This window comes from Pseudomonas sp. NFX5 (genome assembly GCF_049132125.1).
Lineage (GTDB): Bacteria > Pseudomonadota > Gammaproteobacteria > Pseudomonadales > Pseudomonadaceae > Aquipseudomonas > Aquipseudomonas marginalis.
This window is the reverse complement of the sequence record NZ_JAFMZG010000002.1, coordinates 65,438-87,554: the sequence shown is the minus strand read 5'-3', so window position 1 is coordinate 87,554 and position 22,117 is coordinate 65,438. Positions and strand designations below refer to the sequence as shown.

General features: G+C 61.0%; 17 protein-coding genes. 13 read left to right on the top strand and 4 right to left on the bottom strand.

From position 1 onward, the window contains the following. The first annotated feature begins 5 nt into the window (after positions 1–5). From tssJ to J1N02_RS00435, 6 genes are read left to right on the top strand one after another with little or no spacing between them, the layout of a single operon-like run. On the top strand, positions 6–506 hold the full coding sequence (gene tssJ, locus J1N02_RS00460) for a type VI secretion system lipoprotein TssJ (protein WP_027608605.1): 501 nt from the start codon (positions 6–8) through the stop codon (positions 504–506). Then, the gene (gene tssK / locus J1N02_RS00455; protein ID WP_092356780.1) at positions 493–1,821 is read left to right on the top strand and encodes a type VI secretion system baseplate subunit TssK; all 1,329 of its coding nucleotides are present in this window, start codon (positions 493–495) and stop codon (positions 1,819–1,821) included. The genes tssJ and tssK overlap by 14 nt, the downstream gene beginning before the upstream one ends. Before the next feature lie 5 nt (positions 1,822–1,826). Continuing rightward, positions 1,827–2,690, top strand: a complete 864-nt coding sequence (gene icmH, locus J1N02_RS00450) for a type IVB secretion system protein IcmH/DotU (RefSeq protein ID WP_092356783.1) — start codon at positions 1,827–1,829, stop codon at positions 2,688–2,690. A 15-nt stretch (positions 2,691–2,705) separates the two neighbouring features. Beyond that, positions 2,706–6,080 (top strand): type VI secretion system membrane subunit TssM, encoded by a 3,375-nt coding sequence (tssM, locus tag J1N02_RS00445; protein ID WP_421147044.1) that lies wholly within the window; start codon positions 2,706–2,708, stop codon positions 6,078–6,080. Between the two features lie 5 nt (positions 6,081–6,085). After that, positions 6,086–6,802, top strand: coding sequence for a PP2C family protein-serine/threonine phosphatase (locus J1N02_RS00440; protein WP_092357246.1), 717 nt, complete (start codon positions 6,086–6,088; stop codon positions 6,800–6,802). Beyond that, complete coding sequence (locus J1N02_RS00435; protein ID WP_368962458.1) at positions 6,799–7,641, top strand: serine/threonine-protein kinase; 843 nt, start codon at positions 6,799–6,801, stop codon at positions 7,639–7,641. Before J1N02_RS00440 ends, J1N02_RS00435 begins: the two co-directional genes overlap by 4 nt. Before the next feature lie 8 nt (positions 7,642–7,649). Here J1N02_RS00435 and J1N02_RS00430 read toward each other — a convergent pair whose 3' ends face one another. Next, positions 7,650–7,979 (bottom strand): DUF6388 family protein, encoded by a 330-nt coding sequence (locus J1N02_RS00430; protein WP_027608599.1) that lies wholly within the window; start codon positions 7,977–7,979, stop codon positions 7,650–7,652. Between the two features lie 287 nt (positions 7,980–8,266). Between J1N02_RS00430 and J1N02_RS00425 the strand changes: the two genes are divergently transcribed. Further along, positions 8,267–10,342: an EAL domain-containing protein gene (locus J1N02_RS00425; RefSeq protein WP_098479301.1), complete on the top strand. Its 2,076-nt coding sequence runs from the start codon at positions 8,267–8,269 to the stop codon at positions 10,340–10,342. Here J1N02_RS00425 and J1N02_RS00420 read toward each other — a convergent pair. Genes J1N02_RS00420 through J1N02_RS00410 form a run of 3 tightly spaced genes read right to left on the bottom strand, consistent with a single transcriptional unit; the run spans position 10,339 to position 13,613 of the window. Continuing rightward, positions 10,339–11,172, bottom strand: coding sequence for a metal-dependent hydrolase (locus tag J1N02_RS00420; protein ID WP_027608597.1), 834 nt, complete (start codon positions 11,170–11,172; stop codon positions 10,339–10,341). The genes J1N02_RS00425 and J1N02_RS00420 overlap by 4 nt on opposite strands. A 15-nt stretch (positions 11,173–11,187) precedes the next feature. Continuing rightward, complete coding sequence (locus J1N02_RS00415; protein WP_098479302.1) at positions 11,188–12,078, bottom strand: SDR family NAD(P)-dependent oxidoreductase; 891 nt, start codon at positions 12,076–12,078, stop codon at positions 11,188–11,190. Beyond that, positions 12,075–13,613: a flavin-containing monooxygenase gene (locus tag J1N02_RS00410; RefSeq protein WP_098479303.1), complete on the bottom strand. Its 1,539-nt coding sequence runs from the start codon at positions 13,611–13,613 to the stop codon at positions 12,075–12,077. Before J1N02_RS00410 ends, J1N02_RS00415 begins: the two co-directional genes overlap by 4 nt. A gap of 275 nt (positions 13,614–13,888) precedes the next feature. On the opposite strand from J1N02_RS00410, the gene J1N02_RS00405 reads away from it, so the two are divergent. From J1N02_RS00405 to J1N02_RS00380, 6 genes are all read left to right on the top strand, one after another. Further along, positions 13,889–14,887 (top strand): alpha/beta fold hydrolase, encoded by a 999-nt coding sequence (locus J1N02_RS00405; protein ID WP_098479304.1) that lies wholly within the window; start codon positions 13,889–13,891, stop codon positions 14,885–14,887. A 294-nt stretch (positions 14,888–15,181) separates the two neighbouring features. After that, positions 15,182–16,462, top strand: a complete 1,281-nt coding sequence (locus tag J1N02_RS00400; protein ID WP_421147043.1) for an alkane 1-monooxygenase — start codon at positions 15,182–15,184, stop codon at positions 16,460–16,462. A gap of 117 nt (positions 16,463–16,579) precedes the next feature. Next, complete coding sequence (praA, locus tag J1N02_RS00395; RefSeq protein WP_027608592.1) at positions 16,580–17,074, top strand: alkane oxidation protein activator PraA; 495 nt, start codon at positions 16,580–16,582, stop codon at positions 17,072–17,074. Positions 17,075–17,197: 123 nt separating this feature from the next. Beyond that, the gene (praB, locus tag J1N02_RS00390) at positions 17,198–17,692 is read left to right on the top strand and encodes an alkane oxidation protein activator PraB (RefSeq protein WP_027608591.1); all 495 of its coding nucleotides are present in this window, start codon (positions 17,198–17,200) and stop codon (positions 17,690–17,692) included. A 131-nt stretch (positions 17,693–17,823) separates the two neighbouring features. Next, the gene (locus tag J1N02_RS00385) at positions 17,824–19,278 is read left to right on the top strand and encodes an outer membrane protein transport protein (protein ID WP_027608590.1); all 1,455 of its coding nucleotides are present in this window, start codon (positions 17,824–17,826) and stop codon (positions 19,276–19,278) included. A 254-nt stretch (positions 19,279–19,532) separates the two neighbouring features. Continuing rightward, positions 19,533–22,058, top strand: coding sequence for an acyl-CoA dehydrogenase (locus J1N02_RS00380; RefSeq protein WP_027608589.1), 2,526 nt, complete (start codon positions 19,533–19,535; stop codon positions 22,056–22,058). The last annotated feature ends 59 nt before the right edge of the window (positions 22,059–22,117 follow it).

The following is a 22,117-nucleotide window of genomic DNA, read 5'->3' as shown; positions in this document are numbered from 1 at the left end:
CTGTCATGTATCGAGCTGCCGTTCTGTCAATGCTGCTTGTACTCGGCCTGCTGACCGGGTGTGCCAGCGTGTCACCGTATTCAACCCTGACCAAGCTGGACCTGGCGTTGAGCGCCAGCGACGGCGTCAACCGCGACCTTCACGGTCGCCCGTCTCCCATCGTGGTGCGCCTGCTGGAGCTGCGGCACGCGGTGGCGTTCGAAAACGCTGATTTCTTCACCCTCTATAGCCGCGCAGAGCAGGCGCTGCCCAAGGACTGGGTCAACAGCGAGGAGTTGGAGCTGCGCCCCGGTGAGCGGCTGGCGCTGAAGCTCAGTGTCGAACCACAGAGTCGTTATGTCGGGGTGGTGGCTGCCTATCGGGACCTGCCCCATGTGCAATGGCGGCTTGTGCTGCCCGTCGCCCGGCAGCGCCTGACGCGTGTCGAGCTGATGCTCGACGAGTCCGGGGTTCGCGTCGTTACCCCTCAAGCCCGGAGGTCGGAGGATAGACATGCAGGTTCATAAAGTCGTGTGGCAGGAGGGCATGCTGCTGCGCCCCCAACACTTGCAGCACAACGACCGTTACTACCACCAGCAACTCAACCGTACCCGTTTGCTGGGCATTGATGGTTGGGGGTTCCTGACCCTTGATGTCGATATGCAGTACCTCAATCTGGGGAAGCTGGTCGTCAACCAGGCCAGCGGTGTATTTCCCGATGGCAGCTTGTTCGAGCTGAGCAGCGTGATGGAGCCACTGGCGTTGCAGGTTCCTGCCCACACCAGTGGGCAAGCCATTTACCTGGCGTTGCCGTTGGCCATCGGCAATCAGGTGGAAGTGCGCCAGCAGGAGCACAGTGATGTGCTGGCGCGCTACGTAAGCTGCGAAGCGGAGATCACTGATTCGAACGCTGGCTTTGATTCCCGTTGCCGGATCAACTGCGCACGCCCGGACCTGCGATTGCTGTTAGGGGAGCAAACCAGTGACACGTTGCAGGTGAAACTCCAGGTTGCCCGGGTGCTGGATTCGACCCGCGAGGGCGGCGTGCGGCTGGACGCGGATTTCGTACCGGCGTTTATCTATGTGCAGGGCTCAGGCTATGTCGCGTCATGTATCAAGGAAGTGCTGAGTCTGCTGGGCACCCGAGGCGATGCGATTGCCGCGAGGATCCGGGGAGGTGGCGGGGCGGAGGGGGCCCAGGTCGGCGATTTCCTGATGCTGCAACTGATCAATCGAACCGAGCTGGTGTTGCGTCACTTCCTGAGTCAGAGCCAGGTACGTCCGGAGGTGTTGTACAGGCAGTTGTTGTCGATCCTCGGCGAGTTGTCGACGTTCGCCACCGACAACAAACGCGCGCAACTGGAGACTCGTTACCAGCATGGTGAGCAGGGGGCGAGTTTTCGTGGGTTGATGGAAGGCATTCGCACCGTGCTGTCGTTGGTGCTGGAACAACACGCCACTGAGCTCCCGTTGGAGCCGCGACAGTATGGTGTGCTGGTCTGTCCGGTGAGTGATCTCAAACTGCTGGGTAGCGCAACATTCATTCTGGCGGCAACTGCCCAATGCGATTCGGAGGAGCTGCGCCACCGCCTTCCGGCGCACTTGAAAATCGGCTCCGTGGAACGCATCCGCGAGCTCGTCAATCTGCATCTGGCCGGCATCAAGGTCAAGCCACTGCCGGTGGCGCCCCGACAGATCCCGTTCCATGCCGGCAAGACCTATTTCATGCTCGAACTCAGTGCCCGTGATATCACGCAGCTGGAACAATCGGGCGGTTTTGCCTTCCACGCCAGTGGCGAGTTTGCCGAACTCAAACTCAATTTCTGGGCCATCAGGAACTGAATGCCATGACAATGGACAGCGAATACCCGCAGGACGAAAAAACTATCCTGCTTGACCTCGATGGTCGCGCGCCCGCAGGGGCGCCGGTGACGGACTTCCCATCGCCACCGCGCTTCGAACGGTTGGAAGACCGGATGATCTACACCGCCAGCCTGCAAGGGGCACAGAGTTTCAAGATCGGGCCCAACATCCTGGTGGCCGCCGCCTGGGAACTCCTGTCGCAGGTCGTTCGACTCAAGCGCAGTTCCGGCCGGGAAAGCTTGCAGGCCCTCAATGACCGGTTGTCGTCGGGGATCACGGCGTTTGAAGCGTATGCCTTGCACCAGGGTGCAGAGGACAGGCAGGTCATGTCGGCGCGCTATGTGCTGTGCAGCGTTATTGACGAAGCCGTGGTCACTACCCCGTGGGGCAGTCGCAGTGACTGGTCGAAATCCAGCTTGTTGAGCCGCTTTCACAACGAAACCTTCGGTGGCGAAAAATTCTTCCAACTGCTGGAGCGTTTATCCCGCGACCCCGTCAAGCACCTGGCAATGCTGGAGTTGATGTACCTGTGCCTGTCGCTGGGGTTTGAAGGTAAATACCGCGTCATGGAGCGGGGCGGGCCGCAGTTGGAAGCGGTACGCGATGGCTTGTATCGACAGATCCGGCATGTGCGCGGTGAGCGCCCGCCGATGCCTGTACCCGCTGCCGCAGCACAGGCACCGGGTGCCGGGATGCACATCTTTTCCCCTGCCGGGGTCGTCGTCTTCACGCTCGCCTGTTTGCTGGCCATGTACCTGGGTTTTGCCTGGGCATTGGGCAATGAACGCATGGCGGTGCTGCAACCTTTTCAATCTTTGGCGTCGGATCAGACACGGTCGCCGTTGTAACGCTGGGAGCAATGAATGAACGCATTCTTCAAGGGCGTGGGCACGGCGCTGCGCAAGACTTGGGTCTGGAGCCTGTTTGTGGTGTTCGCCAGCGCGTTGCTGGTGTGGTTTTTCGGGCCATTGCTGGCGGTGGACGACCACCGTTTCTGGCAGGGCGCTCCAGCTCGTCTGTTGACCATAAGCGGGTTATTCCTGCTGTGGGGGTTAGCGATGGTCATGGTCGACTCACGCCGTACCGCACGATTGAATCGGCGCCAGCACCAGGAGCGCCACCAACGCAAGGGGTTGATTGACGAAGAGCGGAGGCAGGTGCGGGGGCGTTTCAAGGAGGCGTTGCACACACTGAAAACCTCCCGTCGTTATGGCGAGCGCAATGAGCGTTGGCGCAACGACTTGCCGTGGTATCTGTTGCTTGGCCAGCAGGGCAGCGGCAGAACCCGTCTGCTGGCCGCCTGCGGATCGCAGTTCCCACTTGATCGGGAGGAAGCGATGGCACCGGGCGCAACCCAATATTTTGATTGGTATCTCGCCGACGAAGCTGTCCTTGTCGAGAGCGCAGGGCGCTACCTGGCCCAACCTGACAGTGCCGTGGATGGGGCCGGTTGGGCGACGTTTCTGGAGCAGCTCAGATTGCGGCGCAGGGCTCGCCCCCTCAATGGCGTGGTGGTGACGCTGGCGGTGGAGACGCTGCTTGGCAGCAATGATCGCGACCTGGACATGCATGCGCGCCACGTGCACACCCGGTTGCAGGACGTACAGCAGATGCTGCATGTGGATGTGCCGATCTATCTGGTATTGACCCAGGCTGACCGGTTGCCGGGCTTTGTCGAGTTCTTCGATGCGTCCCAGGGCGACGGCGCCGAAGCCCTGCTCGGAGAACCTGTGGCAACAGGTCCGGCCGGTACCGCGATCACCCAGGTTCGCGAAGCGTTTGAGGCGTTTCTGCAACGCCTTGGAGCAGAGCTGATTGCGCGTTTGCATCAGGAACGCAATATCGAACGTCGCGGGCTGATGCTCGATTTTCCTCGGCAGGCTGCGCAAATCGGTGAACGTTTGTGCCTGTTTGTGGAGTCTGCGTTCTCCTCTCATCGCTTTCAGCGTATTAACGGATTGCGTGGCTTTTACCTGACGAGTGCGCAGACTGCCGACAGGCGTTCCTACTTCGTCCAGGGCCTGTTCAAGCGGGTGATTTTTGCCGAGGCCAATCTCGCCGGGCTGCAGACTCCGGAACGACAGCGTATCCGTCGACACCAAGGGTTGCTGGCGTTGGCCGCCTCCCTGGTCATTGTCGCGGCGGGGTGGCTGTGGGCACACAGTTATTCGATCAATCACCAGCGGCTGGTGCAACTGGCGCAACTGCTCAAGCCACAGCCGCCCGCGTCACCCGGTCTGGACGATACCCTGGTGCTCCTGCGTCTGCTGGACGACCGCCTGGCTGCGACCCAAGTGTTTCCAGCGTTGGCGGAGGCCCGTGCGGTGGAGCGGGGCGGCTTGTATCAAGGGGAGGCGAGTCGGCCACTGTTGGTCAGTGCCTATGAAGACTTGCTGCACCAGCAGTTGTTGCCGCTGGTATCTACGATGCTTGAAGAACAGGTACGGGCCAGCCTTGGCGACCGCGAGGGGCTTTTGGACATCCTGCGGGCTTACCTGATGCTCAGTCTTCGCGAGCGTCGCGATAAGGTTTGGCTGGCGCAGCGCGTGGCCGTTCATTGGGCTGTGCGCTATGCCGGGGATGCTTCGGTGCAGAAACGATTGAATGCACATTTTGCACGGCTGCTTGAGCGCCCCTTCGCGATGCCCTTGAACGTTGAGCTGCTCGCCGAGGCCCGCCAGGAACTGCGCGGCGAGTCGTTGGCGGGCGTGGTCTATCGGGTGCTGCGTGACCAGGCGCGTGACCTTGAGCCCTTGCGCCTGGCCGAGGGGAGGGGGTTCGCAGCGGTCGAGCAGCCCATCCCCGGCTTCTATACCCGGCGGTATGTGCAGTACTTCGAAAGGCAGGGCTCTCGGCTGGTGAATGCCATTGTTCAGGACAACTGGGTACTTGGGGAGGACGCAGACCTCAGCAGCCTGGATTTGCGCCAGTTGATGCTGGAGCTCGAGCAACGTTATTTCAGTGAGTACGCCGGCACCTGGAGCCAAGCCATTGGCCAGGTGCGCCTGCAGGAAAGTGACAGCCTGAGCCAGCATGCTGACGGGCTTGCCAGCCTGGCGTCTGCGCAGTCGCCGTTGGTGCAGCTGTTGCGACAGGTTCGGGAAAACACACGCCTGCTGTCGACCAACGATCCCCTTGAGGATTTCAGCCCGCCCTCCGGCGAGTTCGGGACCAGCGCTTCCAGCGTGCTGCCCAGCCAGCTGCATGGGCAGGCAAAGCCTGATTCTGCCCGGCGTGCACTGCAGCGTCGGTTCGAGCACCTGCATCAATTGCTGGACGCGGATCAGAACCCTGGAGCTGAACTGACGCAGGCGTTGCGGCTGCTCGATGAATGGCATCTGCAACTGGCGGCCCTTAACCGCGAAGCTACCCCAGGGCAGGCGGCATTCATGATGGCCAGGCAACGAATGGAAGGGCAGCAGCCATTGCTGGGGAATCTGCGGGATGCTGCCGGGCGCCTGCCGTTGCCGGTCAAGGGGTGGTTTGAAGGCATTGCCGATGACAGTTGGCGGCTGCTGCTCGATGATGCGTATGTGTATATAAATCAGCGTTACCAAAGTGAGGTCTATGGCTTTTACGCCAAGGCGATCCAGCGTCGGTACCCATTCAACCCACGGTCCGAGAGTGATGTTGCCCTTGGCGATTTCCAGGACTTTTTCAAGCCGCGGGGTGGCATGGCGCGCTTTTATGAAAGCTACCTGCGGGCCTTTGTCAGTGCCGAGTCCGGTCGCTATCGTCTACGCGGCCTGGATGGCCGTAGCCTGGCGCTGTCGCGCTCATTGCTGGACCAGCTGACGAAGGCCCAGGTGATTCGCCAGGGGTTTTTTACCGAGGACCAGGGTGAGTGGGCGGTTCGCTTCACGCTGGCGCCCTATAGCCTGGACCAGGCGGTCAGCCGAGCGATCCTGAGCATTGGTGATCAACACCTTGAATACCGCCATGGCCCGATCGTGCCCATGGCTTTCCAGTGGCCAGGCGAGGCGGACGATGGCCGTAGCAGCCTGGTGCTGGAGCGGGGGGCGGAGCGGCCGCTGGGCATGGAAAAAAACGCTGGTCCCTGGTCGTTGTTCCGGTTTTTCGAGCTGATGCAAAGTGAGCCTGGGAGCGGCCGGGGTTCTCGGCTGCTCAAGGCTGAGCTCGCTGGCACGCATGCCACCTTCCTGCTCAACAGCCATCGCAACCCTGGTCCTTTTCAGATGGCGAACTGGCGCACCTTCCGTTTGCCGGAGCAACTGTGAGGCAGGTGCATGCCGATGGGTGCAGCGCCGGGCGAACGGCGCGAGGCAAGACGCGCGCGCGTAATGAGGATGCGTTCCTCGACTGCCCCCGGCGCGGTTGTTGGGCGGTAGCGGACGGAATGGGTGGGCATCTGGCTGGGGATGTGGCCAGCCACTGGGTCATCAGCAGCCTGGCTTCGTTGCCCGACCAGGGCAGCTTTGACGAACGGATCGATGCCATACGATGCTGCTTGCGACGGCTCGACCGTCAAATGGGGCAAGCCACCACGGAACAAGCTGCCGACGGCATCATGGGCAGCACCGTGGTTGCGTTGCTGCTGGAGGGTAATCGCGCAGCCTGCATCTGGGTCGGGGACAGCCGTTGCTATCTTTGGCGGGGACGACGTTTGTACCAACTGTCGCGGGACCATTCCCTGTGGCAGCAACTGATGGACAAGCAGCAATTGAGCCTGGAGCAGGCCCTGGCGCATCCGGATGCCAGGGCCTTGACCCGTGCCATCGGTGGGCGGCAGCCATTGAGCCTGGCGGTGCTGGAGTTCATTACCCAACCTGGGGATGTGTTTTTATTGTGCAGCGATGGTTTGTATCAGGGGCTCAGCCATGGCGAGTTGGGCAGCGCCCTGAGTGTGGGGCCGCCCCGCCAGGTAGTGGATCGGTTGTTTTCCGACGTGCTACGGGGGGCGGCCCAGGATGACCTGACGGCCGTGGTAGTCCAGCCATGAGCGAGGTCGCCGGCCCGCCGAAACTGCTTGCGGGGCGCTATCAGCTGGATCGGTTATTGGGCAGCGGTGGCATGGGAGTGGTCTACCGAGCCCGGGATATGCTGCACGAGGCGTTCGGCGAGCCCGACGCGTGGGTGGCACTCAAGTTGTTGAGCGATACGCTTGCCGAATCTTCCGACGGCCATGTATTGCTGTACAGCGAGTTCGCCCTGACCCGGAGCCTGCGGCACGATCACGTGGTCAGAACGTACGCTTTCGAGGTCGATACTCCGCGTCAGGTGGCGTTCTTCACCATGGAACTGCTGCAGGGCAGGACCCTTGACCGCATCCTCTCGGAGTGCCCGGATGGATTGCCGTGGCGGGAGTTGCAACCCATCGCCCTGCAACTGTTGGATGCACTGGCTTATGCCCACAGGCGGGGCGTTCTCCATGGCGATGTGAAACCGGCCAATATCATGCTGGGCGAGCAGGGAGTGCGGCTGTTCGATTTCGGCCTGGGCCATGCCGAGGCGGAGCAGGCTGCGGGGCTGCCCACTTTGAGTCGCAGTCGCTTTAAGGCTTGGACGCCCGGGTATGCGGCGCCGGAACTGGTGGCCGGGGGGAACATCTCCGCCAGGGCCGACTTGTATGGCGCCGCCTGCGTAATCTATGAGCTCGCCCAGGGACGGCGCCCCGGCGAGCATCAGTCGGATCAGCCATTGTCCAGGCCTCGGCAATTACCTCGGCGGTGCTGGCCGGCATTGCGTTCTGCGCTGGCCCTGGACCCTGAGTGCCGAACCATTGCCATCGAGGAGTTGGGCGAAGCGATGAATAGACGACGGCGCTACTGGTTTGTGTAGTGGGGGTGTCAATCAGCCAAATCATGCAGTTGGCAGTATTCGGTCCAACTCAAGCCGGCCATCTGGGCAACTTCCTTGTGTACTTCCAGGCGCCGCGCCTCGAAGTCAGCAGGGGATTGGCTGGTCAGCCTGAGGGTCAGCTCCCAGGCAAACAAACCCAGGCGTTCTGCTTCCGCCTCGAAGGCTTCATGCAGCCGTTCGGCGCGGTACTGTGCCAGGGTTTCACCCTTGGCCTGAGCGGCCAGTGGGTTCAGGGTGTTCAGTTCGGCAGCCACATCGGGATGTTCGTTCAGGAATCGATCCAGCGCGAGCTGGTGGTTATCGCCGGGAGGTGACAAGGGCGTGCTCCAAATCAGGTGGGACCAGGCCTCGGTTTCTGGCCCGGGGCAAGCCGTGTGTGCACAAGCAACACGGATAACGGGTATTGAAGCAGATTCCAGGACCGGTCCAGACCAGAAAATTAAACTATTGGAGATACCCGGCTTTGACTGTCACTCATTGCTGGAAATTCACCGATACCCATGGCAAAGGACTTTCGCTCCCGGTGCCAGGACGTGTAGCGTTAGCCCCGGTGCTTCCGACCCTGCTTTCCAAGGGCAGCGGGCGATGGGCAGAGGGATGGGTCATGGCGCAAACGCTGTTCAAACTTTTCTTTACCCAGCGCCTGGCCGCTTTGGCCAGTGCCGATTCGTTGCGAGCGATCCGCGAAGGGCTGCTGTGGATCTTGCCGTGCCTGCTGGTGTCTGCGGCCTTTCTGATCCTGTCCGAATGCGCTCGGGTGTTGGGCTGCAGCCCGCAGGTGGTAAGCTTCCTGGCGGGGTTGCACAATCAGATCAGTTCGGTGATCCCGTGTCTGGTGGCCGCCTCCATTGGCTACATGCTGGCGATCCAGCACCGCCTGCCGCAATTGCCGGTGGCGTTCCTGTGCCTGGCCCATGTGGTCTTGGCGACGTTTATCCTGCGGGAATATCCCCGGGCATCGGCCACCTTCCTGCTTTTTATTGCTATTGCCTCGCCGCTGCTGAATGTACCGGCCTTGGCCTGGCTGCACCGTTTTCGCTGGACGCGCCTGGTTAATGAAGACCTGGTGGGGTACAACCTGCGAGGCACGATCAATATGGTAGTGCCTGGGGCTATTACCGCCCTGGCGCTGGTGGCTGCGCTGTCCTTGTTGTTGCAGATACCCTATGTGGCGCAGCTGCAGGGCCCCCAGGTGCTCGATGCGCTGGAGTCGCCCTACGGCAGCGGTTTGTTTGTCACCGTGATGAACTCGCTGTTGTGGTTTTTCGGGGTTCACGGCGTCTATGCCATGCAACCGCTGTTTGATGTGCTGGACCAGGCCGTGGTGCTCAACGGCGCCGCGTTGGCAGCGGGCGAGCCAATCAGGTATGTGCTGAACGGCGGCCTGTTGGGCAGCTTTGCCTTTATCGGTGGTTCGGGCGGTGCGTTGTGTTTGTTGATCGCAATCCTGCTGTTTTCCAAGAGCCAGTCCATGCGCCTGGTGGCCGTGGCGAGTTTGCCGCTCTCGCTGTTCAACGTCAGTGAAGTCCTGCTGTTCGGCCTGCCGATCATCCTCAACCCGCGTCTGTTCATTCCGTTTCTGCTGGTGCCTGCGTTGAACGCAATGGTGGCGCTTACCGTGGTGCAACTGGGCTGGGTATCCCCGGCGGTGGCCAGCGTCCCGTTTACCGCACCGGTGTTGCTCAATGCCTACCTGAGTACTCATGGCGACCTGGCGGCCGTCGCGCTGCAAGTGACGCTCCTGGGCCTGGGCACGCTGGTGTATGCACCCTATGTGCGCGCGATTCATCGCCAGGCTGCCGAAGGTGGCACGGTGTACCTCAAGTCCCTGGACATGACCTTCCGCGGCCTGGAAGAAAAAGGCCGGCTGCGCGAACTGGACCCGGTCCTGGCTTCCCACAAGGCGCTGGCGCGCCAGGCCAATGAACTGAATCGCATCCAGCAGATCAGCGATTATGAGTTCTACCTTGAATACCAGCCCCAGGTCTCGACCCGCACCGGGCTGTGTACTGGCTGCGAAGCGCTGATGCGCGCCCGCGATGCCCAGGGTACGGTGCATTCACCGTGGGAGTTCCTGCAATGGCTGGCCCAGGCGCGGTTGATGCCGGACGTGGATATGTGGGTGGCATCCCAGGCGATTCGCCAGTACCAGAAATGGCAGAAACTCGGCTTTACCCTGCCGATGACCATCAATATTTCCAGCGCCACCCTGACCGACGCCGCCCACGGCGAGCGCCTGGTGGAGATCCTCGCCCAGGCCCATGGCCAGGTATCGGTGGAGATCACCGAAGACGCGCTGGTCAGCGATATCCCTGCCACGCGCCAGAACATCCAGAAACTGCAGGGCATCGGCGCCAAGGTCTATATCGATGATTTCGGCACCGGGTTTTCGGCCTTGAGTTACCTGCACCAGTTCCCGGTGGACTTCATCAAGATCGATCGCAGTTTCGTGGTGGCGCAGCACGATCCCAAGGGCGCCCAGGTCCTGACCGGCATGCTGCGTTTCTGCGAAGCGCTGAACCTGGGCGTGGTGGTGGAGGGCGTGGAGACCGCCGAGCAGTTGGCCTTCTTGAACACCGGCGCCGAGCTGATTATCCAGGGCTGGTATTTCAGCAAGGCGTTGCCCGGAGATCAGTTGGAGGGCTTTGTGCGCCAGCGTGCGGCCATGGCGCAGGTCTAGTAGCCGCGCTGGGTCTGTTCGATCTCCTCGACCAAGCGATCGATACCCGCCAGGCGTGCACGGTTGTCGTGATCCCAGGGGTGAAAGCCGGGTTTGAAGTAGTGCAACCACGGCCTCAGCATGCGTGGGAAGACGCCCTTGGGGCCATAAAGAAATTTCAACATGCGCCAGAAGCCTTTGAGGTGCCCACCCGCCTTGCGGTCGGCAATCAACAGACGCACATGAAAATCCAGCACCACCAGCCAGAAAAACACCGTAGTTGTCAGCATGGTCCCGGTGCGCAGCAGGTAACGCTTGGGCCCGGGTTTGATCACCGTGTTCCACACATCAAAGGCCACGGCCTTGTGTTCGGTCTCTTCCAGGGCGTGCCAATACCACATCTGCTGGTAGCCCTTGAGCGAATCGCCAAAGCGCGACGGGTCACTCAGGAGGATTTCCGCGAGCATCGCCGTGTAGTGCTCAAGGGCAATGGTGATCGCCAGGTTGAACGACGGTGCGAAGTGTTTCTTCTGCAGATCGAGAATGAATTTAAGCCGACGGTCCAGGGTGTGCGCCGGAAGCCCGGCTGCTTGCATCAGGTCGTTATAGGCCACATGTTCGCGGCTGTGCATGGCCTCCTGGCCGATAAATCCCTGGATCTGTTTCTTTAGCGCCGGATCGTCGACGCGTTTGCGGTAGTGACGCACGCTGTCCATGAAAAACAGTTCGCCCTGGGGGAACAGCAGCGACAAGGCATTGAAGAAATGCGTGATGAACGGGCCCTGTTCGTGCCAGTCGGTGATGCGTTCGGCGGGCAGGGCAAAATGGAGGTCGCGGCGGATCGGCAACATGATTCGTGCTCCTGTTCAGAGACGGGGCTCGTCGTTGGTTTCAAACACTGGCCTGCGTTGCTTGGGGGCCATGCGCTTGCTGGCCAGCACCACCAGCGCTTGATAGGCCGCCGGCAGGCAACGGGCGAGCAGGTCGAGGAAATACGCGTCGCGGCCAATCAGCACGCGACGCTTGTTGTTGCGCACGCCTTGCAGGATCACCTTGGCGGCCTGGTCGGCATCGGTGATGAAGAGTTTTTCGAAGTCGGCGCGGGCCTGCTGTTCGCTGTGGATCAGGAAGCCGGTCATGTTCGCGTCGATGCGGCTGCTGCGGCAGATATCGGTGCGGATGCCGCCGGGGTGCACGCAGGTGGCCGAGACGCCGCAGCGTTGCAGGTCCAGCTCCTGGCGCAGGGCTTCGGTAAAGCCGCGCACGGCGAATTTGGTCGCGTTGTAACCGCTCATGCCGGGCTGGGCAAACAGGCCGAACACGCTGGACGTGTTGATCACATGGCCGTCGCCACTGGCCTTGAGGTACGGCAGGAACGCCTTGGTGCCGTGGACCACACCCCAGAAGTTGATGCCGACGATCCACTCCAGGTCGGCGTAGTCCACGCCTTCGACCGTACTCGACAGGGCCACGCCGGCGTTGTTGAACACCAGGTTGACCTGGCCATGCTCGGCCACGCAGCGCGCCGCCCAAGCCTCCATGGCCTGGCGGTCGGACACATCCAGCACCTGGGTGGTAATCGTCACCGGCGCCAGGGTTGAGGTCTTGATCAGTGCCAGGGTCTGCTCCAGGCCTTGGGCGTTTTTGTCCGCCAGTGCCAGGTGGCAACCTTCGCGCGCGAGTGCCAGGGCCAATGCGCGGCCCATGCCGGATGCCGCGCCTGTAATCGCCGCCACGCGGCCGTTGAATGACTTCATGAGAGGCTGCCTTCTGCGGTGGAGTGGGGCGCCGTGGCCGGGCGGGAGGGAACAGTGAGGGGCAACAGGTCGACCGCATAGTCCTTGAGTGCGAACTGCCGGGTGACCCGCTTGAAGCGCCATGTCGAAGCGGGCCACAGGGTGGTGTTCTTGCCGGTACGCGGGTCGAGGTACCAGCTCTGGCAACCGCCGGTGTTCCAGATGGTGCGCTTGAGTTGGTCTTGCAATTGACGGTTGTAGGCCTGTTCCACCATCGGTTTGACGTCCACCGTGGCGATGCGATGGCGCTGCATCTGCCTGAGCGCGTCGAGGATGTAGGTCACCTGTGCCTCGATCATCAGGATCATCGAGTTATGGCCCAGGCCGGTGTTCGGCCCGATGATCAGAAACAGGTTGGGATAGCCCGGCACCGTGGTGCCCTTATAGGCGTGTGCACCGTCGCGCCAGGTGTCCATCAGGTCCACACCGTCGCGACCGATGATGCAGCCCCGGGGCAGCGGGTCGGTGGCCTGGAAGCCGGTGCCGAAAATCAGGCAGTCGGCCGGGTGCTTGATACCGTCGGCGGTGATCACACCGTCGGCTTCGATGCGCAGGATTTTGTCGGTCACCACCTCGACATTGCTGCGCGACAGCGCCGGGTAGTAGTCATTGGAGATCAGCACACGCTTGCAGCCGATGGTGTAGTCCGGCGTCAGGGCCTTGCGCAGGGAAGGGCGCGCCACTTGTTTGCGAAGGTGGCGCAGGGCGACTTTCTGCACCATTTTCATCAGCCGTGGGTGCAGCGCAAAGCCCAGCACGCGGCCTTCCAGTGCCCAGTAGAAGGCGCCACGCACCAGACGCTGGGTAACAGGCAGGTGCCTGAACAGCCAGCGTTCGAACGCTGAAATCCCGCGGTCGGGCTTGGGCATGATCCACGGTGGCGTGCGCTGGAACAGATCCAGGTGCGCCACCTGCGGCGCAATCTGCGGCACGAACTGGATGGCACTGGCCCCCGTGCCGATCACCGCCACGCGCTTGCCTTTCAAGGCGTATGCGTGATCCCACTGCTGGGAGTGGAAGCGCTTGCCCTTGAAGGTGTCCAGCCCCGGAATCGCCGGCAGCGCCGGGCGTGCCAGGGCGCCCATGCCCGACACCAGCACCCGCGCACTGACGTGGCGGCCATCGCTGAAACTCAACTGCCAGCGTTGTAGCTGTTCATCGAACACCGCGCGCTTCAGGCCCATGCCGAAACGCAGGTAGGGCGCCAATCCGAAGCGCACCGCGCAGTGTTCCAGGTAGGCGCGGATTTCCGCTTGCGGCGCGAACTGTCGAGTCCAGTCCGGGTTGGGTGCAAAGGAAAACGAATACACGTGGGACTGCACATCGCAGGCGCAACCTGGGTAATGGTTGTCCCGCCAGGTGCCGCCGAGGGTGTCGGCCTGCTCGGCGATAAAGAAGTCGGTGAACCCCGCTTCCTTGAGTTTGATGGCCATGCACAGGCCGGCAAAACCCGAACCGATGATGGCGATGTCGATGGAATCACTGTGGGCATTCATAGGCGGTCCTTCATGGGCATCGGATGTGCTCCTGTTTTTGTTGTGTCTTTTAGATAGAACACCATTGCAAAGAAAAATTGAATTAATTATTTTAAAAAAGATTTTAAATAATCTACCTGAAAATAGCGCCTACGCTAGGACCTTGTGCCTTATGTGCGACTTGTCCGACGGACGAGCGTGGTACGCGCGCCGTTCAGGTCCAGGGTGTGGACGTTGGCCGAGGCCTTGATCAATTCCGGTCAGGTCGCCGGTCACAGGGAAGCCGAGGACGAGCTATGGCTGTGCAATGGGTGACTGCTGCAGGTGTGCTGGTGGGGGCAAGTGCGGTGCTATGGGGTTTCAGCGCCTGGATGACACGGCGCATCGAAGCCGCTGTTCCAATCAACGGGCGCTTCGTGGAGGTGGATGGCGAGCGCTTTCATTATGTGGAAGAGGGCAAGGGCCCACCGCTGGTGATGATTCACGGGCTGATGGGCAGCAGTCGCAACCTGACCTATGCCTTGTCCGGCCAGCTGCGTGAGCACTTTCGGGTGATCACCCTCGACCGTCCCGGGTCGGGGTATTCCACGCGGCATAAAGGTACCGCTGCGGACTTGCCGGCCCAGGCGCGGCAAGTCGCGGCCTTCATCAACCAGCTTGGCCTGGACAAACCCCTGGTGCTCGGGCATTCCCTCGGCGGCGCGATTTCCCTGGCCCTGGCCCTCGATCATCCTCAGGCTGTATCGGGCCTGGTGTTGGTGGCACCGTTGACCCATCCCCAACCCAGGTTGCCGCTGGTGTTCTGGTCGCTGGCGGTGCGACCGGCCTGGTTGCGACGCTTTGTGGCCAATACCCTCACCGTGCCCATGGGCCTGTTGACTCGACGTTCGGTGGTCAAGGGCGTGTTTGCGCCGGACGCCGCTCCCGAGGACTTCGCCACCCGGGGCGGCGGCTTGCTGGGGATGCGCCCCGACAACTTTTACGCTGCCTCCAGCGAGATTGCGCTGGTCAACGACTGCCTGCCCGGGATGGTCAAGCGCTACCCCCAACTGACCCTGCCCATCGGCCTGATCTATGGCGCGCGGGACAAGGTGCTGGACTTTCGCCGGCATGGCCAGGCCCTCGCCGATAAAGTGCCTGGCCTCAAGCTGCAAGTGGTGGAAGGGCGTGGCCACATGCTGCCGATCACCGCCACGGCGCGGGTGGTCGAGGCCGTGCTGCACGTGGCCAAGCGCGTGCGCCCGGTGGAAACGGCCACGGTCCTGCATCCGCCCTTTGCCTTGGCGAACAAATAATCGTGGCCCTCATTGTCGGGTCGAACGTCGCAAATGCCTGCCCTAGAGACCTGACCAAACAGCTGAAAAACAGACTGTCCAGTCACGTAAAAAAGGCCTCGAAAAAGTAGTTGACGACCTAACGATTCCGCGCTATTTATTTAAAAAAATATTTCAATATTTATTTTGAAATGATTTTTGAAATGCCTAAGAGCGAATAAAAATGAAAAAAACGTCTTTTATCGCATGGTTGATTTCCCGGAGCACCCAGCGCTCCCTGAACCTGTTTTCCGCCTGCCTGCCAAGGAGGCTGCCATGAACCGGACTCTGGCAGCGCCAAGCATTTGGACCGACGGCAAGCGCCACCTGTGGTGGCTGGGCATCCTGCCATTGGCTACTCCTCTGTTGTCCGGCGCACTCGCCATTGCCACTGGCATCCAGCAACTGTGGTGGGTCGGTGTACTGGTGATCTTTGGCCTGATCCCCCTGATCGACGGGCTGCTCGGCGAAGACATCAGCAACCCGCCCGAATCCGCCGTCAACCACCTGGAATCCCAACGCTACTACCGCTGGATCGTCTACACCGGTGTGCTGTTCGTCATCGCGTCGGTGGTGATTACCGGATGGCTGGCCGCCGGCGGCATCGACTGGATCATCCGGGGCGGCCTGGTGCACGCCACCGCCAACCTTGAGCCTTCCAGCTGGCTGGCCCACGCCGCCGGTTACATCACTGAGCGTGCGCAACTGCATGGCCAACCAAGCTGGTTTACCTACCTGGGCATGGCCATGTCGACCGGCGCCGCCACCGGTATCGCGATCAACACGGCCCATGAACTGGGGCACAAGCCTAATGCCCTGGAAGTGTTCCTCGCCAAGGTCACCCTGGCGCCGACCTTCTACGGGCACTTCTACACCGAGCACAACCGTGGCCATCACGTGCGCGTCGCCACGCCGGAAGACCCGGCCAGCTCGCGGCTGGGTGAAAGTTTCTGGGCCTTCCTGCCGCGCTCGGTGTGGTTCAGCGCACACTCGGCCTGGAACCTGGAGCGCGAGCGCCTGCGCAAACTCGGCCTGCCGGCCTGGCATTGGAAAAACGCTGTGCTCAGTGCCTGGATGTACAGCGTGGTGTTGTGGGGCGCGATGATTGCCTGGCTGGGGGCTGCGGTGATTCCGTTCCTGGTTATCCAGGGCATCTACGGCTTCTCGTTGCTGGAAGTGGTGAACTATGTGGAGCACTACGGCCTTAAACGCCAGAAGTTGCCCAACGGTCGTTATGAACGGTGTTCGCCTCGGCACTCCTGGAACAGTAATCGGATTGTCACCAATATCTTTCTGTTCCAACTGCAGCGGCACTCCGATCACCACGCCAACCCGACGCGCAGTTATCAGTCGTTGCGCCACTTCGATGAGTCGCCGCAACTGCCTTATGGTTACGCGAGCATGATTGTCTGGGCCTATGTACCGTACTTGTGGCGGCGGCGCATGGATCATCGAGTCCTTAATCATTATGCCGGGGATATCACCCTGACCAATCTTCAACCTTCACAGCGTTTGAAGTACCTGGAGAAGTACAGCGGCAGTGCCAAGCCGTTTTGATCTGAAGTAACACTTAGTGTTGTCGTGTACTCGGGGCCTGATTGCCGCGCAGGATTTTATCGCCCCGAGAAAGTGCTTTGACCCGAACAACAATAATTAAAGGGAAGGACGTACACCATGCAAACACCTGCCAAGTTCACCACCCATATCGTATTGGCCGTGCTGGGCCTGATCGCCTATCACCAGGCCCAGGCCGCGCGTATCGAACCGGCGGGCAGCGCCTTTACCGCCCAGGGCCCGATCAGCTTCTCCAAAGGCGCGCTGATCAGCGCCGATTGCACCATCAAGGTGGCCGGCAAGGTCGCTGCGGACGGTTCCTCGGTCAATGTCGACAAAGTCGAATTCGACGGCGGCCTCAAGTGCAGCCGGGTCGAAGCCATCAACTTGCCGTGGATCCTGGTCGCCAAAGATACCAGGAGCGGTTCCATGTCGAAGATCAGTGTGGATGTTCACGCCTTCGGCCTGGGCGGCAAGTGCGGGCCTTCTACCGCCGATGGCACCTGGGATAACGCCACCGGCAAGTTGGAAGCCGCCAATGTACCGATTGGCGAAGACTGCAAGATCAAGACGGTGTCGATCAAGATGCCGCCGAACTTCAAAGTTGTTGAATAGCGTGCTGCGGTAATTGAATTGAAATTTGGCTGGAAAGGGAAGTTCTGCAGTTTCACCGTGACCTCTCGTTCATGGCCATTACCCCCTGGCGAAATGACTCGCCATAACATGTGAGGAAAAACAATGAAAAGCTTGAAAACCCTCGTATCGTTGTCTGCTTTGGCTGTTTGCATGGGTGCTGCTTCGATGGCCAATGCCTATAGCATCACCCCGGTGAACTCGAGCTTCACTGCGCCAGGCACCATTTCGGTGAAGTCGCCATCCTCGTTCCAGGCCACTGTTAACTGCGGCGCAACTTTTACCGGGAACGTCGATGCCAGCGGTGTGGCAAAAATCACCGGTGTGGCGGTGACCGGCGGTGGTCTTTGTGCGCTGCCGAAAATCACCGGTCTGCCATGGACCTTGACCGCCACCGGTGCCGCTGCGGGCTCGGTCAGCAACGTTGGTTACACCATCGCCGCGTCGGTTCTGTATCCGGCGTCCAATTGCGGTCCATCCACCATCACCGTGGGCTACAGCGGGGGTGTGCTGACCGCCTCCAACCAGACCTTGAGCGGCAGCTGCACCGTGGTGAGCCTGAGCGTTACCCCAAGCCCGACATTTACCATCGTGCCTTGATGGGTAACTGACACACCGGGCTGATCACCTGTTGAAAGACTGGCGCCTCGATCGGGCGCCAGTTTGTGAACTGCCGGAAGCAAAACGAACCGGTGGGGCCGGCTCAGAGAAATAACAATAAGGAGTGCCGCATGAATAATAAGAAACAACACGTGCAGGTTTTGCTGGGGCTGGCACTGATAGGCGGGGCGATGGTGAACGCGCCTGCACAGGCCGGCGGTTTTTCAACTCCGACCTACGGTGCACCCGGTTGGGGCCGGGCATTTGCCGGTGGCTCGTTGTTCAAGAACGATCCCAGTTCCGCATACAACAACCCGGCGGCCATGGCGTTTGTCGAACACAACGTGGCGCAATTTACCGTCGACTACGCCCGCATCAAGATCAAATACAAAGGTGACGCCTCTGATTATGCAGGCAACCCGATTTCCAATACGCCCTTGGACGCCAATGGTTTTCCCGACGTCGCAGCGACCACGGTGAATAGCAACGACGGCGGTCAAGGCGGGTTCACTGCCTGGTTGCCAACCGGTTTCATGGTCATGCCCCTGGGGGATCGGTTTGCTTTCGGCCTGAGCCAGGTTGTGCCGCAAGGTATGCGCTCCACTTGGGATCAGGACTCGAAACTGCGCGACTTTGCAGTGGACACCAAAATTGAAACCGTAGGATTGACCGGATCCCTGTCCTTTAAGGTGAATGATCAATTTTCTATCGGCGGTGGCGTGATCGTGCAACACAGTAAGGGCTTCGTCAGCCAAAACGTGGACTTGTTGTCTGCCGCCGCGGTGTCCGATTCCGTGCTGGGCGGGATCAATTTTCCATCTGATGTCGGCAATGCCTTGATGCGTGTGAAGGTCGACAACATTTCAGCGGGCTGGTTTACCGGCATTGTTTGGAAACCCACGGAGCGAGACACCCTTGGCTTGAATTACCACGCCAAGATCAAGAACAAGATGACCGGCAAATACAATATTTACGCCGATCAGTTTTCCTACAACCTGATGACCCAGCCAAGTCCGTTTGGCGGTAGCGGTACGTTGGTGAATACCGCTTATCCAGGGTTAGAGCTGGCACCGGACGGCGCCCATGCCAGTGTCCAACTGGACATTCCTGCCACGGCCGGCCTGGACTGGGTGCACCAGTTCAACGATCGCTTCACGATGGGGGCCAGTGTGACCTGGACTGAGTGGTCCTCTTTCAAAGACCTGACGCTCGAGTCCGGTGGCACCACCATTGTGTCCATTCCCTACAACTACAAGAACACCTGGATGTACTCCCTCGGCGGTGACTACCGCTTGACCGATGAGTTGACCTTGCGTGCAGGTGTAGCCCTTGACCAGACACCTACACGCAATTCGACCCGCGACCCGCGAATCCCGGATGGCGACCGTACATTCCTGTCGTTGGGGGCTGGTTACGATGTGAAAGCAATCAAGGGCCTCAGTCTTGACCTGGCCTATTCCCACCAGTTCGTGCAAGAGGTCAAGCTCAAGACTCAAAACGTCGATCGCCTGGGTGGCGCAAGCCTGAATGGCAAGGCGGAGTCGTCGGGCGATGTGGTGAGCGTGTCGGCCACCTACGCGTTCTGATATTTCATAGAGGGTGATGGAAAAGGCACCAGGCGCATCTTGATGCCTTCACCCTCATTCCACGTCGACAGTTCCTTGAGTATTGGCATTCCAGGCTGATTCATTCAGCCGCTATTTTTTCGCCCAAGCATTAAATAAAAATTTCAAAACAAAATTTGAATTTATCTTTCCAAGTTTGTAGTGTGGCTTTACGCCGCAGGTCGATCCGACCTTTCGCACGTAAACCACGCCCTGAATCGAGTAGAGGTATCCCCATGGTTATCTGGTTATTGGTGGGTGTCGCAGCCGCGATTGCCCTGGCGTATCGACAAGCTGCCGCCACCCTGTGGCTGGGCGCTGGCCTGATCTGGCTGACAGCGGGTTACCTGTTCAATGGGGTGGCGGCTTTCGGCGCCACCGTCGCGGCCGTGCTGGTGGTATTGCCGGCGTTGTTGATGAGCCTCAAACCGCTGCGCCGCGCGCTGTTGACCGGCAAGGCCCTCAATCTGTTTCGCACGATCATGCCGGCGATGTCCGACACCGAACGCGCCGCCATCGAGTCCGGCACCGTGTGGTGGGACGCCGAGCTGTTCAGCGGCAAGCCCGACTGGCAGCGCCTGCTGCAAGCGGCCCCGGCGAGCCTCAGCGCCGAGGAGCAAGCCTTTCTCGACAATGAAGTGGAAACCCTGTGCGACATCGCCAACGACTGGGAAACCACCCAGGTCTGGCAGGACATGTCCCCCGAAGGCTGGCAGTACACCAAGGACGCCGGCTTCCTTGGCATGATCATTCCCAAGCAGTACGGCGGCAAAGGCTTCTCCCACTATGCCCATTCCCAGGTAGTGATGAAGCTGTCGACACGCTGCTCGGCGGCGGCGATTTCGGTGATGGTGCCCAACTCCCTGGGCCCGGCCGAACTGCTGCTGCATTACGGCACCGATGCCCAGCGCAATTACTACCTGCCACGCCTGGCCCGGGGCGAAGACATCCCGTGCTTTGCCCTGACCAGCCCGTACGCCGGCTCCGATGCCGGGGCGATTCCCGATGTGGGCATCGTCTGTAAAGGCACCCATGAAGGCCAGGAGGTACTGGGGTTTCGTGTGACCTGGGACAAGCGCTATATCACCCTCGGGCCGATCGCCACGGTGCTCGGTCTGGCGTTTCGCGCGGAAGATCCGGACGGATTGCTGGGGCCGAAGGGCTCTCTCGGCATCACCTGTGCCCTGATCCCCACCTCCCATCCCGGCGTAAACAGTGGTCGCCGGCACTGGCCGCTCAACGCGGTATTCCAGAACGGCCCGACCACCGGCAAGGACGTGTTCATCCCGCTGGAGTGGGTGATCGGCGGCCGCGAACAGGTCGGCAACGGCTGGCGCATGTTGATGGAGTGCCTGGCCGCCGGCCGCGCGATTTCCCTGCCGTCGGCCAACGTCGGCCTGGGCAAGGTCGCGGTGCGTGGTACCACGGCCTACGCGGCGATGCGCAAACAGTTCGGCTTGCCCATCGGCAAGTTCGAAGGGGTGCAGGCGCCGCTGGCGCGCATGGCCGGGCATCTGTATGCCTGCGATGCGGTGCGCAAGGTCTCGGTGGCTTCATTGGATGCCGGTGAGAAGCCCTCGGTGATCTCGGCCATCGCCAAGTACCACGTCACCGAACGCGCGCGGATGATCGTCAACGACGGCATGGACATTGTTGCCGGCAAGGGCATCTGCATGGGCCCGAATAACTTCCTGGCCCGTGCCTATCAGCAAAGCCCCATCGCCATCACGGTGGAAGGCGCGAACATCATGACGCGCTGCCTGATCATCTTTGGCCAGGGCCTGATTCGTTGCCATCCCTATGTGTTCCGCGAAATGGAAGCGGCGCGCAACCCGGACCGGCGCCAGGCGCTGGAAGACTTTGATAGCGCGATGTTCGGCCATGTGAGCTTTGTATTGGCCAACACCGTACGTTCGGCGGTGCATGCCCTGACCGGCGGGCGCCTGATTTCCGTACCGGCCAAGACCGACCCGGCGCTGGCGTCCTACTATCGCCAGGCCAATCGCCTGTCGGTGGTGCTGGCGCTGATCTCGGATATTTCCATGGGCGTGCTGGGCGGTGCCCTCAAGCGCAAGGAAAGTATCACCGGGCGTTTGGGCGATATTCTGTCGCAGCTGTACATCCTGTCCTGCGTGCTCAAGCGCTTCGAGGACGACGGCCGGCCCCAGGCAGACCTGCCGCTGGTGCATTGGGCGGCACAGGACGCATTGCTGCGTGCCCATGAAGCCCTTGCCGAAGTGCTGGACAACTACCCCTCCACAGCGGCGGCGGCGGTGCTGCGTGGCTTGACGTTCCCGTTCGGTATTGCGTTGCGCAAACCTTCGGATCAGTTGCTGGCCCAGGTGGCCGATGTGGTGCAGACCCCCGGCGAAACCCGCGACCGCCTGCTGGCCAATTCCTACATTCCGCGTCCGGAAATCGACAAGCTGGCCTACGGCGAGTTGGGCTTGCGCCTGCTGCCGCAAGTCGAGCTGATCGACGCCCGGCTCAAGCCGGCCATCAGGCAAGGCCTGCTCGAACCGATGCCGATTGCCGCCACGGCCTTTACCGCCTGGCGCGTCAAGGCGCGGGCGCTGGACCTGATCAGCGACGACGAAGACGCCTTGCTGGCGCGCTATGTGGAATACGCCGACCACGCTATCCAGGTGGATGACTTCCCCCAGGACTTCGGTTTGCTGGAGGCGTTGCAGCAGCGCAGGCAGGCGTTGGAACCGGCGCCCAAACGCCGAGCCGCCCAAGGTGAAAACGCCCCGGTCAACTGATGTGGGAAGGGTCTTGCCCCCGATAGCGATTTGTCTATACCCATCCTGTGGTCTGACAC